Genomic DNA, 14,983 nt, shown 5'->3' with positions numbered 1-14,983 from the left:
AACAAGGCCGGCCTGCACATCATCGAAGTACCGAGCCAGGGGGCAACGGAACATCATTTGCTTTTCGCCACTCGACCAACTCCTTGAGCAATACCTGCGTTTGTTCTGGGTTTTCTACGGCGAGATTTCGCTCCTCGCGTGGGTCATTCTTCAGGTCGTACAGTTCAAGTTTTCCGTCGGCAAGAAACTGAATCAACTTGTGATGATTCTTCCGGATGACCGAACACGTGCCGTGCTTATTACAGCTAGCCAAATGCCAGAAGAGAGGGCGAGTCTGCAACGACTCGGGTTCACCTTGAAACAGTCCCGTTATTGAGTGTCCGTCGAGCACGCCGTCATACTCGATCCCAGCCAAGTCCATGAACGTAGGGAAGTAGTCGAGGCAGGTGACTGCGTTGGATGTTCGCCGGGCGTCGATTTTGCCAGGCCAATTCACACAAGTGGGAACACGGATGCCGCCTTCGTAGATGTATCCTTTCTTGCCACGTAGCTGATCGTTGCGACCAACATTTTGACCGTTGTCTGATGTAAAGAGGATGAGGGTGTTGTTGCGTAGCCCGTTCTTATCCAGGAACTCAACGATCCGGCCGACGTTGTCATCAAGTGATTCGATCATCGTCGCGTATTGAGCCTCACGTTCCTTGTTTCGCCCTTCGCTGGTTCCCTGGCCGGTGATTGGGTCGCCTGGCTTATTCATGTACTTCTGGACAAGCTCTTCGCTACGTCCTCGGATCGGGCGATGGACTGTGTAGTAATGCAAGTTGATGAAGAACGGGTGTTCCTGATGCTCGCCCATGAATCCGATCGCTTCGTCGGTCAACCGGTCGGTCAGCCACTTGTCATCTGGTTTAGGCTCGATGAACGGGTTGCTAAATGGGGCAAAGTAGCCACCGGTTTCACCCTTGTAGCCGCCCACTTCAAGAGCTGGGTCACCACGATACGTTCCCCCAATATTCTTCAGATATCCACGGCCCTCCGGATAGTATTGTCGGCAGTGTTCTTTGTGATACGGCACCCAACTGAAGTCCCACGGGTCGGGCTGCTGAAGCTTTTCCTTCAATGGAAACTCCATCGCTAACTCTTCTTTGGGATACGGTCCGACTAGGTGCCACTTCCCAAGGTGAATCGACTTGTACCCAGCATCAGCCAGCGGCTGGCTATACATCGTGTGCTCCGCGCCGACCGTCCACCGCGAGAAGATGTTCTGCTGGTCATCGCCCTTTTCGAGGACAGGTACCGTGTAGACTCCCGTGCGAAACGATTGCTTGCCGGTGGCCAGAGCGGTGCGAGATGGAGAACAGGTGGGGTACATGTAGGCGTTTTCGATCACCAGACCGCCACGAGCCAATGCGTCGATGTTGGGCGTTTCGTAATAAGTTGAGCCATTGAAGCCAACATCCGCGTGTCCGAGATCGTCCACGAGAATGAATACAATATTTGGTTTCGATTCACCCATCGCCGTTGAGGCAAGGGCAAGAACGAAACAAAACAATCCAGTCAGGACGCAAAAGGTTTTGTGAAATCTCATCGTAAGTCCGGTCGTCGCGAGTTGGTTTCTCGTTTCAGAATCTGCTTCACTGGCTCAAGCGTACAGGTAAACGAACCCATGAGTTTGCCTTGTCCTTTGCTTGCACCGTTGTTTTCGCTACTTGATCTTCGTTCAGTTGATGGTTGCAGTTCAATTTTATGGTCATCCTTTCAAAGGGATTCAGCTTATCGGCCGCATTCTGTGTCAACAAAAACAAGTCGATGTCTATTTCGCGTAGGTTAGATCAACAAAACGCACGGATCCGGCAGGCACAGTTAAGTTGACTACCTTACCTTCAAAAGGCAGCGATTCCTTGCTCAGGATATCAATCGCCTTGACAGGTCGGTTGCCCTGAAAGCGAATCGTAACGTCGCGTTCACTCGGATCGATGTACCCTGGATCGACCAGCACCACGCGAATATGGAGATCATCGAGACGAATCGCGCTCCACGATGCCCCCGACACCAGCACCGGCATCGTCGAAGCTCCTGCCTTGACGGTCGAACTTAGCGTTGAGCCAAATTGTTTCGCTGGCACTGGTTTGCCGTCAACGTAACCCACTCGGCCATCGCTTACGGTATAAGGAATACCCGCGTCCTCAAGCGTCGAAGCGTATTCCACAGGTGCGACGGGCACCATGCCATAAGGCAGCTCAGGAACAAAATTGAGCCAGCGATAATCGACGCCCAGCGTTTTAGAAAAGTCGTGCTCGGGAACACTCGCGCCGCACCAGTTCACCTGTCCGACGGAGAAAACGGCATCCTCGTCGTGAGGCGTATAGAGTTTCATCTCGTGCCCATTATCGATTTGGTGAATCAATTCGTCATCGACGTCTTGGATCAAATGCCACGATCCGATCGACAAAACATCTTCATTCTGGAAATCTGGAAGTGCTCCCGATTTCATGAGCGCATAGAGGATGTTCATTCCCGGTTGTTCCAGGTATGCAACATTGAAGTTCACTCCTGACCTGGCCCCGTAGGCCGCAAGGATGACACCGTTCCTCAAATAGGGAGAAACCGAACGTTGCCCGCCGGGGCTGAGAGGACGCCAGCAGGTTGGGTTGTCATCAACCAAACGCATCGCCACGTCGTTGACATAACCACTAGCAAGCATTCCCACTCGCCCGGCAAAGTTGATGTCCTGCGTCCGTGAATTCGTATCCTCGGAGGAAGGGACAAGGATATCGTTGTATTTTCCCGAGAAGAACAGTCGATTCCAGGGTTTCTGATGTGATGTAGCTGCCCAAAACACATTTTTGTAGCGGAAAAACAACTTCGCCTTTCCATTTGTCCTGCAGACCTTGGCGAGTCGAGGAACATAGTGATCAATGAAGTAGTGGTAACGCTTGTCATCCGGATTCGACATCTCTGCATAGACGAATCCATAGCAAGTATTCGGCGCCACTTTCATGATTTCTTCAATCGTCTCAATCGAGAGATAGAAGGGGTCATTACCATGCCCCGCCCACGCAGCAAAAGGTTTGCCAGTTTTTTCGTGTTCACGAGCGATGTCCAGGATCTGATCGCGGCGCCACTTGTAATTGCCACGACCGTCTCGCTTGAGAGCTTCTTCTCCCAATGCATCAACGAGATAGTCGCGATCGAAGTCCTCGTGCCAAGTGTATTGCTTGACAAATACGATTTCACTCTCGTCGAGACGCTCGACTTCCTCGCTGGGCTGAAAACTGGTGATCATCATCCATGGTCTCTTCGATCGTTTCTGATAGGCGGGCGGAGTGAATTCGAGCGTCTGCTCGTAGAGCCTATTCAAGTTTTCTTCGACCTCTTGCATCCGTCCTTGAAGGGCGTGCGTTTTCTTCCACCAATCAGAGTTCGAAAGCGGGTACTGATAGACTGAGTTACCACCACCCACTTGGCCCGCTGCCAGCAGTCGACCGCTGTTTGGTTCCAGAGCGAAATCGTTGTAAATGATTCCGCGATTTTTTTCGCCGCCTGTATGCAGAAGCTTTCCTTCCAGATTCGTGATATAGAAAATACCGCCGTACTGCATCACGATTTCTGGGCGCTGAGGCAGTAAACATTCGCCCCGCACATGTGCATAACGCTGCTTGTGTTTGCTATTGCCTACGAATTGGGCGATTTGAGTCAGCTCTCCACTGAGCCCGAAAAAAGTAGCAAGCCCCGCTTTCGTCGAACCGAAGAAGAGCAAATCATCAAGCTCATCTCCATTGAGATCCGACACGGAAAAATCTGTCAGCATCAGCGAACGCCATTCTTTCGCAGAAAGCTCGTTGACCTCCACCTTCTTAAGCACCGCCTTGCTCTTTGGATCGAGCAATCCCATGAACTCCCAGCTGAATTTGTCATGCGAATAGGTCATCAGGAAGATGGATGACTTGTCTTTCGAACGGAAATTTCCAACTTCGATCTTGCGCACCACTCCGTTAATTTTCGTTTCAGAAACGAGCTCTCCGTTTTCATTCAATTCATAGAGCTTGAAATTGTTGCCGCCGGCAAAGATGCGAGTCACACCATTCTCTCGCATAGCCGCCACTTCCGAAAAGCGAACTTTATAGCCAGGATTGAATTGCCAACGGAGCGTACCGTCATTTCCCCAACAGCGAATCCGTCCATCCGCGCTGGCCACGAGCAACTCATCGATCCCATCACCATCAATGTCATCCGCTTCCATTTCGAAGATGACGCCCGGCGACCCCGTTGTCGCGGACCACAACTCCTTGCCATCCAAGTCATAGCAACCAACACCACCGCTCACTTCCGAAACAAAAATCGCCGGTCGGTCATTCACTTCGGTCGACACAAGATTGCGAAGCCCGTTGAGTCCCGTTACGAAATTTTGTGCATTTGCGGATGCAGCGAGCAAGCCGGCTAACAGCACGGCGAGATGACAATTCACACATTTATTCATAAGTAAAACTACTTTTGCGGTATGCTGACGTTTGTCCGTTATCCATTCGCAACACCTTGTTTTGCGATGGTTTACTTGTCTTCTTCTGCCAACTTCTTCTTGTGCTTTTCAAACTCTTCTAGAATCGGCATGCCGGTGAGAATCTGATTTAGATTTCCTTTCACGTCTTCTTTGAGCGTGACAACTCCAGGGTTGTACTTGAAACCTTCGCTGGTTACGTTCTGGATGACGGGCCGCCAACTTTTTTGAGTCCGATCGGTCACCGCACACACTGAAGGTCCTCGGAGAGATTTTGTTTCTCTTTCATCAATGCGAAGCTGAGACAAATACTCCTTGGGGACCCGGGCCAGACTCTTCGTTGCGATCGGTGCGTTAGTGCCAAAGATCGCATGAATGTTCTTTACGGTCGATCCGTCAGCAAAACTTCCAGGCGACACATGGACCCCCTCGGCCCTCTTCTTTTGGTCAACGAATCCGGAACCCATTTGCACCGCATTGAAGCAACCTTTGGTTTTGACACCATCAATCATGACCATTCCGTTTTGGCGAACATGAGGCCCCATCAGAACCGCAGCCTTGCCGTCTTCGCAGTAAAGATCTTTGGCGGAGATGTCGTAGATGCCCCCATGCTCTCCACCCGCTCCGGTCTCCAAGCGAAAGGTGACTCCGCCACCTGTTGTGGAGAGATTTTCAAAGTGAATGTCCCTGCCTCCGTGCATCTGCACCAAACCATAACCGGGTGACGAGTGAGTGCTGTGGCAATTCTTTACCAAGCCATCGACAGGCATGTAGACGTCATAACTTTTGGCGTTTGGGGAGGACGAAGGAGTGAAAATGATCGCACAGTAGGTCGTCCAGTTATCCTTGACCTCAAAGTCGGACAACAGAAAATTCTTTGCCATGCGACAGTTGACCGCGCGAATCCCCTCGCCCTTGACTCTTTTGCGGTTTGAGTAGTCGATAATGAAGGTTCCTCCCAATCCACGAATGCTGACATTTTCGACATAGCGATCGTCGTGTTGCCTGCGTTTCCTGGATTCCGAATAGGGAGTGAGTTGAAAGACCACTGCCTTTCCGCCTTTCGGCCAGTAAGGTTTGATCACGGTATCCTTTTCGATCAGCAAATGCACGTTCGATGCCAGGCAGACACCCGAAAACATGTAAGTTCCTTTGGGCATGATTAGTCGCCCACCGCCAGCCGCGGAGAATGCTTGGATTGCTTTTTGCATCAGATCACTCTGATCGCTTTTTGCCCCATCATTTTTTAGACCGAAATCCGTATGCAGGTTCTTCATTGGACCATTTGGGTCCATCGTTTCCCTGTATTTGGCGTGGACTTCGGTGCAGCAAATGAGAAACGCAAGTGCAATGATCAGATGTTTCATATCAGTGATGTCTTTTTGGTGCAGGTAGATCGTTGGTAGTCAAGTAGAGCGAAGTGTTTGAGGTTCTGAGATTCGTGGTAACGAGGAGGGTGAACGCGGGCTAATAGCGTGTGCTACGTTCACCGTGCAAGCCATAGATGCAATGTCGGTGGCCGGAGCGAGTCGTGATGCGAACTCGCAAAAGCATTCACCATCATTCCTTTTCTGGATTCGGTTTCCGAGACCAGCACAATCGAGAGGAGCCCGTTCGAGTCGTTTTTCAACAACTTGGTCAACTCGGGTCCTTCAACACGGAAGTTGCCGGATTGTTGCCCCTTGGGAATCGTGAAGTGTCCAAGCAAACGCACTGAATTCGACTGCCAAGGATTGTCGATCACGCCGGGAAGCTCGTTCCACAAGACTTTGTCCGGTAACCAATGATCCAACGTGTCGTCGATGATGCCGTAGGCCGCGATAACCGTATCCGTTGATTGCGAGGCGAATCCCTTTCCCGATGGCGTTGCGGTAAGTTGCAGGCTTGCTTTGTTTGCATCCGCAGTGCGCACATTCGTCAGATCGAAACGGAGACAGATCCGAGTGTCGAATCGGCTCAATGCGGGCCGGGATGTTCGTGCGACAAGCAGTGGGCTTTTAACTTTGCGATGTTGGTGATCGCGTCGCAAACTACAATCCGCGCCTTGAGCAGCCGTCGAGGCGATTTGAACATCACCTGAGTCTTCAACAGTCGGTGGCGGCTCGTATTCCGCTTCATCAACCATCTCTTTTGGCAGCAATCGTACGGCGGCATCCTCGGCCAAGCGACGTTGCTGGCCAGAAGTGCGATGCTTAACATCGACAAAACCGTCAAACACTTCCACCACCGACGCACCGTCGTCTTCCACGGTGACGCCAAAACTAGTCCCCTGATCGATGAACTGACCATGAGGGGTGTCGACGGTGAATCCCTTGAAGTCGTTCTCGACGGTGACAACCAGTTTACCGCTGTGCAATTGACAGTGATCTTGCCCCAGCACTTCCAGGTGCGATGAACCTTCCAGGTCAACCTGCGCGCCATTGTCAAAACGAATCGTGGCGACCCCCTCGGCAAGTCGGAAATGCCCAACGCCGATCCGACCGCCGACGCGAGCGGGCGTCGCTGTCTCTCTCCATAGGCAATTCGATACCGATTCAAGTCGCGCAAAAGACGGCGCCGGACGATTCGATAACCAACTCCATAAACCGACGGCCAACAAAAGACTTGCCGCCAGTACAACCACGCTAACGAAACGAATGGAGGAACGAGGTGCAGCGTCGTTGTGTAGATGGCTGTGGTTGTCACTGTTGGCAGGGCCGACGTTTTGGGCCTGTGATAAATCAGCAACGAGCATGCCGATTTCGACAAATGCGTCCAACGCTGCGGGCGATTCTGAAAGCATCATGTCGAGCTCAGCAACTTCCGCATCGCCAATGCGATCTTCACGGTAGGCGCTAGCCAGTTCGATTAAGCGGTCAAGCTCGGCGGATGATAACTTTGGGTTAGGTTCGGATGTCACGCAAGATGCTCCTGCTGCGAAAGCCTATTGGTGATACAACCGTGAAGTTGCTGATAGGTCCGATCCAGCCGCTTGTAGATCGCATGTATGGAGACGTTCATCTCCTCTGCGATCTCTTCGACCGACTGGCCTTCGTCGTAGCGGCGATGCAGCGTATCGAATTGCACCGACTTAAGTTTTGTCAGACAGTCTTTGAGTGCAGCAGACCGGTCGGAAAATCTGTTTTCCTGGTCGGGCGCCGCAAATCGGACAGCAACGGCTTCAATCACGTCAGCACTTAGCCGGGCACGCTCGCTCTTGCGGCGGCTGTAATAGCTCATCACCTGAAAGCGGGCAATCTTTAGCCCCCAAGCGGCAAAATCTGTCCCCGGCTCAAAATCGCAGTACTTCCGCCACATGACGGCGCAGGTTTCCTGTAGGACATCATCCGCGTCGGACCCGCAGGGGACCAGCGATAGGATCAATCCCCAAATCCGTTTCTGATTTTGGAGCAGCAATCGAGTGAACTGTTCGCCCGATTCCACGGACATTTTTTCGGTCGTCATACTATGGAAATACGCGTCGGAGGCCCAGATTAGACAAAAAAACGGAACGGCCTAACCGATATTTCCTTTTTTGGTCAATTCGTACAAAGGTAGCAAGCACACGTCCCACGCCGTTCGCGACCCATGCTCGTGGTTGACTGTACGATGTGTATGCCTATGACCGCGGTAGAGTCGATCTAGACCAAAGTGATTGGCGAACCACAGAAAATAAGTTTCAATCCATTCCTGTGAAGGTTTGAAGTTCTTTCCCGACACCGGATCGTCCCCCAACAGCCAACAGCCAACAGCCAACAGCCAACAGCCAACAGCTGCGACATACGCAAGCAAAAACGTGTCCAATCGAAACTTGATTGGAATCAAGTCGTTTCACGGTTGTGAAATACGAAGCGAACAGAAATTGTTGTTTAGTCTTTTCGGCGTAGCGGCAGAACGTTGTTCGGCAACACGTCCGGTAGCGGACCGCTGGGATACGCTCCCTTGATGGTCTGCCGTCCAATCGATTCAAAGAAGTCTTCCATCTCGTTGACCGTGTTGAAGATTTGGATTCGACCATCGGGATGAAAGGCGACCACGCCATTGCCCGCATCGGACAGCTTGGCATACCCATCGTGTGCACCGTGCAACACTCGGGGTTGATCCATTCCATCGTTTAACGCTTTGGCAACTTTTCGAAGGTCAGGATTGGACGCATCGGCGACCTTCTTGCCATCCTGGGTCGCGAGCACGATGTTCTGTCCTTTATTGTGCGGTTTGATCACGCTGTGCAAATCATAGTCGCCGACAAGTGGTTTTTTGAGTCGCGGGTCAATGACTTGGCCTGGTTCGAGTGGCCAGTCAGTCTTGCTAGGCAAATCAAGAGCTTGTCCGGCCTTGTTTCTGGCAACGCCATTTCCATCGACGATGTAGTAACCCGCACTGTAGGCATCCTGAATGTGTGACTCGGGTGTTGTTTTGGGGCCATGCTTTTGTACCGTCACAATCCCCGTCTTGTCGCTGGTTTTTACCTTCACCGACATCGGCTTTCCGGGATAGCCGCGGTCAATCCACTTGGTCGATTTTAGGTTCGTGAATCGAACGGCGATGATGCGGTTCTGGCCGCCATTAGACGACGCGACTCGCTGAAATACTTGAACGTGGCGGGAAGTGATTCCTGAGCGGGCCGAAGCCATTGCTGCGGTGACATAGGCAATCAATTTTCCACCTCGTCCCGACTTGCTGCCCAGCGTGACAAGCCCATCGACAAGCCTTGCGATGCGGGGAAATCGGGTCGCCCAGCGAAGGAACTCGCGACCAAACTTCACCGCCAATGCGCCCACACCAATGCCTGTAAATGCGACCGCGATCGAAGCAATGATTGGCCCCAGGATGCGGCCGACTTCGAAAGAAAACCGGATCACGCCAAGTCTGGAAAGCTTGCCAATCTTTTGTCCCAATTGCTGCCCAACCAACTTGCCAAATCCGTGGGCCGCCTTTTCATCATCTAAGATCGCCTTGATCAGTTTGACAGCCGCTGTGGCGATCTCGTCAAAATTGGTAACCAGTTGGTACAAACCGGTTACCGCCTTGACGATGTCTTGGACAATTCCAACCACCATGCCCGAAGCCATCACCGCCGGCAACACGACGTTAAGAATCTGTGACTTCATCAAGTTCCGATTCATCCGGGATAGAGTTTCCGGATCTTTGGCGAGCGACGTCCGAAGTCCCTCGAAAAGACCTTCCACAAAACCTTTCGACGCGCGCATCACCCGCTGGACCATTTCCGAAATGCCTTCGACCATCATTCCCGTCATCGGGAGCAAGGTCATTGGACGTCCAAAATAGGGATGATTGGGGACGCCATACATCCTTTGCATTTGACGGTCCTGCGCGGCAATCGCTTCGGCATGCTCAAAATAATCAGCGATTCGATCGGGATGATCCCGCTCGAGCGAAAGCGAACGCTGATAAACCGAATCCAAGTTCGTTACGTCGATGTTGCCAAAATTGGGACGGATTTCCTTTCCCGCAGGAAGCTGAAACGAGACCTGAGCAGCACGACTGCTTTGTGGATCAACTGGGCAAACACTGGCTTTTGCCTTTTGATAGTACGTAACGCCCATCGGTTCCCCTCGACACGAAATGGTTATTCAAGCCACGCAAATTGCCGTTGGCCCAAGCTCTTCGATGAAGTCAATTATTTGGCACAGACGAGTAGGTTGCTGAAAAAGTCGGTAATACATATTTGTTGTCACTGCCGACAGTCACAGTCGAACCGTTGGCAACTGAATGTAGTGAGGTTAGGTCGTTGCCACCATAACTTTTTTTGGTAGCAGGAAAGAACCAACACCGAAGCAATCGACAAGAGTTCACAGTTTGCATCACCTTGCTATCTCAGGCGCCGGTGGCCAGTCATCCATCATAACGCGATCACACTGCGACCATCATACAAAATGCAACCATGCAGCCTGAACGATGTTGGTTGCCGGAACAGCGGGTGCCTAGTCGGTTTTCGAGGCTCGATCGGAAATGTTTCTCAAAATCTTCCAGAATGCCGCGGGTTTTGAGAACCTAAAGCCAAAAGGCAGTTAAAAGCGACCGCAGAAAAGTCTTGGCATTTTGTTTGCTGACTCGGATTTTCGAGCTCGTTGAAAGAGATCGCGTCATGGTCCATTCGCTAGCTTCGATTCGCATGCCGCGTCGGCTTTTGCTTCGCCTAGAATTTTGACACCGCCGCGAACGACCAACATCGCGATCAGCACGCCGATGGCCAAGTCGGGGATTTGCGAATGGGTCAGTAATACAAGAAGCCCTGAGACAATCACGCCTGCGTTCGCAATCACATCATTGGCAGAGAAAATAAATGAGGCACGGAAGTTCACATCGCCGCCTCGATGTTTCCAGAGCAGTTTCAAGCAAAACGCATTCGCGATGAACGCCACACCGCCCATTGCGATCATCGCCATTCCCATCGGTTCCCCACCAAAAAAGAATCTCCGGCACGCTTCCATGAGGACACCGATTCCAAGCACTATCTGTAGGCATCCGCTCGCTGTGGCTGCTTTGCGTCGTATCCCGCTCGCTCGTCCGACGGCGTAAAGGCTTATCGCATAGACGCTAGCGTCCGCCAACATATCGAGTGAGTCAGCGGTAAGTCCCGTTGATCGGGCCAAGATTCCTACGGTGATCTCACTGACAAACATGACTGCATTGACTACCAGAACAAGCCGCAACGTCCGCCGCTGCAGTTCGTTGTTTGGCTCTGGTTCAAACGCACATCCGCAGTCAGTCATCTTGACGTCTCCTCTGATTCATCTATCAGCAACCGATTCGGTTACTCATTCGATAGTCGAATCCGACCCTGGGGGGCTGGTTTCGCGGAGCGAGCGCATTGATGGAACTCGGCTGAAGCGATCCCAATTCAGCAGATTGTTCCATCCAACCACAAGTTCAAACGCACTATTCCAAGGCGTTGTTTCTCGACTCGAAAAGTCGAAAGAGCGTCAACGCCAATGCAAATGATTGGCGTTGACGTAATGCACCTAACTTCGATCAATTTCCAGTGGCAGGATTAAAGGTCGAAGCGATCCGCATTCATCACTTTGTTCCAAGCCGCTACGAAGTCATTGACGAAGTTCTGCTTCGAGTCTTCACTGGCATAAACTTCCGAGATCGCTCGCAGTTGTGAGTTGGAACCAAACACGAGATCGACGGAAGTGGCCCTCCATTGGACCTGGCCCGTCTTGCGGTCACGCCCTTGGAAGTAGTGCTCACATACAGGGGATTTTTCCCACTGTGTGTTCATGTCCAGCAAGTTCACGAAGAAGTCATTGCTCAACGTCCCAGGTTGCTTTGTTAGGACACCCAATTTCATGTTGTCCGCGTTGGCATTCAAAACTCGCATACCGCCGATCAGAACGGTCATCTCTGGAGCAGTAAGCGTGAGCTTTTGTGCTCGATCAATTAGTAGCTCTGGCCCCGGTCGGTCGAGCTTTTGACCTAGGAAGTTGCGGAACCCGTCCGAAGTTGGTTCGAGCACGGCGAATGACTCTACGTCCGTCTGGTCTTGTGATGCGTCGGTGCGTCCCGGCGTGAAGGGAACTTGCACATCGTGTCCGCCCTTTTTCGCAGCGGCTTCAACGGCTGCACATCCGCCTAGCACGATCACGTCAGCAAGCGAAACTTTTTTGCCGTCAGACAGCGAACGGTTGAATTCCGTTTGGACTGTTTCCAACGTCTTCAATACCTGCGCCAATTCAGCCGGTTGGTTGACTGCCCAGTCTTTCTGTGGAGCGAGACGAATGCGTGCCCCGTTGGCTCCACCGCGTTTGTCGGTCCCGCGGAACGATGACGCCGATGCCCATGCGGTCGTAACCAATTGGGAAACGGAGAGACCCGATCCGAGGATCTTGCCCTTCAAAGCGACGATGTCTTTTTCGCCAATCAATTGATGATCCACAGTTGGAACAGGGTCTTGCCACAATTGTGGTTCGGCGACCAGTGGGCCGAGGCAACGCGAGACGGGACCCATGTCGCGATGCGTTAGCTTGTACCACGCTTTGGCAAAGGCCTTTTCGAACTCCTCTGGGTTCTCGTGGAATCGCTTTGAAATCGGTCCATAGATAGGGTCCATTCTCATGGCCATGTCCGTCGTGAACATCATAGGCGGGTGTGACTTTGTCGGATCGTGCGCATCCGGCACGGTGTCCGCCGCAGCGGGATCCGTCGGAACCCATTGCATCGCACCGGCAGGGCTCTTCACCAGATCCCAATCGTAACCAAACAGATTATCAAAGTAGCCGTTTGACCATTCCGTCGGTGTGGTAGTCCAAGCTCCTTCTAGGCCGCTGGTGATCGTGTCGCCAGCATTCCCCTTTCCAAATGTGTTCTTCCAGCCAAGACCTTGCTCTTCCAAGCTTGCACCTTCGGGCTCAGGACCGACGTATTTACTTGGATCCGCAGCGCCATGGGCTTTGCCAAATGTATGGCCGCCAGCGATAAGCGCAACGGTCTCTTCATCGTTCATTGCCATACGGGCGAACGTTTCCCGAATGTCCTTGGCTGCTTCAATCGCACTTGGGGTGCCGTTGGGCCCTTCTGGATTGACGTAGATCAGCCCCATTTGGACAGCAGCAAGAGGATTGTCGAGTTCGCGATCAGCGGTGTAACGCATGTCTCCGAGCCATTCGGTCTCAGGTCCCCAGTTAACATCTTGTTGAGGCTCCCAAACGTCCTCGCGGCCACCAGCGAATCCCATGGTCTCGAATCCCATTGACTCTAACGCGCAGTTGCCGGTGAAGACCATCAAATCGGCCCACGAGATTTTTTGGCCGTACTTTTGTTTGATCGGCCACAGCAAGCGGCGCGCTTTATCGAGGCTGGCATTGTCGGGCCAACTATTCAGGGGTGCGAAACGTTGTGTGCCATAGCCTGCACCACCTCGGCCGTCCGAGACGCGGTAGGTACCCGCACTGTGCCAAGCCATCCGAATAAACAGTGGCCCGTAGTTGCCGTAGTCGGCTGGCCACCAATCCTGGGACGTTGTCATCAACTCATTGATGTCTTTCTTTAAAGCATCCAGGTCGAGTTTTTTGAACTCTTCGGCGTAGCTAAAATCGTCACCCAATGGATTGCTCTTGGATGAGTTCTGATGAAGGATTTCCAGGTTCAATTGATTTGGCCACCAATCCCCATTGGAATAGGCTCCGGCGGCGGTGTTTCTGCTGGCTGGGTCTGAGGGGGGGGCCATCACCGGGCACTTGCCGCTGGCTGCGACATTGACTTTGGACGCCGCGGTTTGCGGAGCTTGAGCGAAGGTGGAAGTTGCGATGCAAAGCACCACTAGGCTCGTCACTGTGCGAGCGAACGGAATTGTCGAGGGCATGATGTTTCCTGGGTTTGGGGTGGCAATTCAAGGCTTCCAATGCGGACAGGCTAAACTACGTTGTTAGTATGCACGATCTTTCGGCATTGTTCCAATGTATTCTGTAAATGCTCCACGTGGATACCAGACCATACTAGTGGAGGTATCTTCGGGTGAAATTTCGACCAGGACCAATGAGTGCAAAGTTGCAATACCTTTGCTAAAGTCGTTCGGTATGAACGGAGGAACCTGCACCCCGCAGTGCTATGTTCTGACAACGAAGCTTTTGTCAACAAATCATCTACCACGAATGCGATTGTCTGATCGCGGTTAATCTTAATCCCAAGAATTGCGTTGGTGCGATCAAGTCGTTGTCGAGAATCCGTTCGATCGATATCTGGCAAGGGCGGATCTTGCAGGCCAATTGTGCCGAAAACAACGATTCCGCTCCGCTTGAAACACGCACTAGGCGGATTTTGCGAGCTTTAGCCGAGTCAACGGAAAATCCGTGATCCATCATTAAGAACACGGAATGTTCCTCTTTTTTGGTAAGCGGTTACGTGCATTTATTGCCCTCTGATGCGACCCTGCTTCAAGCGATCTTATTTGGATGCGGCAGTAGTTCTATTTGTCTTCATTCAATTTTGAATACTGTGATCAGCCTGGGGCACGATCCGCTGTCTTTCGTTGAATTTGACAGTGGACTAGCTCGGCTCGCCACAGCCGGACTCATCGTGTTCGAGGGGAACCGGGTCACGCCAATGGACGAGGCGTTGATGCTTGCCGAAGAAGTGATGTGCCAAAATGGTTCAGCACAGCGTTTTCACGCACAGTTGCTTGATGTGTTGACTACCATTTCAATCGAAGACAGGGGGGTGGATGGCTATACCACGGAGGTGCTATTGCCCACGGAATATGACCAAGCCTTTATTTGAAGCGATGGTTGCAAAGAAGGTGGCCACTCGTCCAGCGAAGCCATGCTTCGCTGGACGGTGCCAAAAGCACAGGCAATAAGACGTCCGCCTTATTGATAGGCCTTGTTGGCTTCTGCCATCTCTTCTTCATAACTTTCCATCGTCTGCAATTCTTCCTGAGTAATTGGCGGACGAGGGGTTAGCTCCACTTCTTGTGTATTGCTGCCGCAACCCGATAGGCCGCAAAGGCTAAGGCAAACAACCAGTGAAGCAAAAAAAGTGCATTTCATTACAGTAAAATTCCTTTCGAGACAAAGCCTCAATGTTAAGAATGGTTTGGCTGTC

The 14,983-nt window shown here is 52.1% G+C and carries 10 protein-coding genes; 1 reads left to right on the top strand and 9 read right to left on the bottom strand.

What is annotated here, in order from left to right; translation table 11 throughout:
- Positions 1-19 precede the first annotated feature (19 nt).
- The 8 genes from CA13_RS07340 to katG all read right to left on the bottom strand — a co-directional run bounded on the left by CA13_RS07340 (position 20) and on the right by katG (position 13,745).
- Positions 20-1,528, bottom strand: a complete 1,509-nt coding sequence (locus tag CA13_RS07340) for a sulfatase (RefSeq protein ID WP_146395285.1) — start codon at positions 1,526-1,528, stop codon at positions 20-22.
- Positions 1,529-1,753: 225 nt separating this feature from the next.
- Positions 1,754-4,420, bottom strand: a complete 2,667-nt coding sequence (locus CA13_RS07335) for a hypothetical protein (RefSeq protein ID WP_146395284.1) — start codon at positions 4,418-4,420, stop codon at positions 1,754-1,756.
- Positions 4,421-4,491: 71 nt separating this feature from the next.
- Positions 4,492-5,805, bottom strand: a complete 1,314-nt coding sequence (locus CA13_RS07330; protein ID WP_146395283.1) for a glycosyl hydrolase family 28-related protein — start codon at positions 5,803-5,805, stop codon at positions 4,492-4,494.
- Between the two features lie 119 nt (positions 5,806-5,924).
- A complete protein-coding gene (locus CA13_RS07325; RefSeq protein WP_146395282.1) occupies positions 5,925-7,337 on the bottom strand; it encodes a FecR domain-containing protein in 1,413 nt (470 codons plus the stop codon).
- On the bottom strand, positions 7,334-7,882 hold the full coding sequence (locus CA13_RS07320; RefSeq protein WP_146395281.1) for a sigma-70 family RNA polymerase sigma factor: 549 nt from the start codon (positions 7,880-7,882) through the stop codon (positions 7,334-7,336). Before CA13_RS07320 ends, CA13_RS07325 begins: the two co-directional genes overlap by 4 nt.
- 404 nt (positions 7,883-8,286) lie before the next feature.
- A complete protein-coding gene (locus CA13_RS07315) occupies positions 8,287-9,984 on the bottom strand; it encodes an anthrax toxin-like adenylyl cyclase domain-containing protein (RefSeq protein WP_146395280.1) in 1,698 nt (565 codons plus the stop codon).
- Between the two features lie 540 nt (positions 9,985-10,524).
- Positions 10,525-11,154 carry a cation efflux transmembrane domain-containing protein gene (locus CA13_RS07310; protein WP_146395279.1) on the bottom strand — a complete coding sequence of 210 codons (630 nt, stop codon included), beginning with the start codon at positions 11,152-11,154 and terminating at the stop codon, positions 10,525-10,527.
- Between the two features lie 278 nt (positions 11,155-11,432).
- A complete protein-coding gene (gene katG / locus CA13_RS07305) occupies positions 11,433-13,745 on the bottom strand; it encodes a catalase/peroxidase HPI (RefSeq protein WP_146395278.1) in 2,313 nt (770 codons plus the stop codon).
- Positions 13,746-14,377: 632 nt separating this feature from the next.
- Between katG and CA13_RS07300 the strand changes: the two genes are divergently transcribed.
- The gene (locus CA13_RS07300) at positions 14,378-14,659 is read left to right on the top strand and encodes a hypothetical protein (protein WP_146395277.1); all 282 of its coding nucleotides are present in this window, start codon (positions 14,378-14,380) and stop codon (positions 14,657-14,659) included.
- A gap of 89 nt (positions 14,660-14,748) precedes the next feature.
- Here CA13_RS07300 and CA13_RS07295 read toward each other — a convergent pair whose 3' ends face one another.
- Positions 14,749-14,928: a hypothetical protein gene (locus CA13_RS07295; protein ID WP_146395276.1), complete on the bottom strand. Its 180-nt coding sequence runs from the start codon at positions 14,926-14,928 to the stop codon at positions 14,749-14,751.
- Positions 14,929-14,983 lie beyond the last annotated feature (55 nt).

This window comes from Novipirellula herctigrandis (genome assembly GCA_007859835.1).
GTDB lineage: Bacteria > Planctomycetota > Planctomycetia > Pirellulales > Pirellulaceae > Novipirellula_A > Novipirellula_A herctigrandis.
Note: the sequence above shows the minus strand (reverse complement) of the source record. Positions and strands in the feature narration are given on the sequence as shown.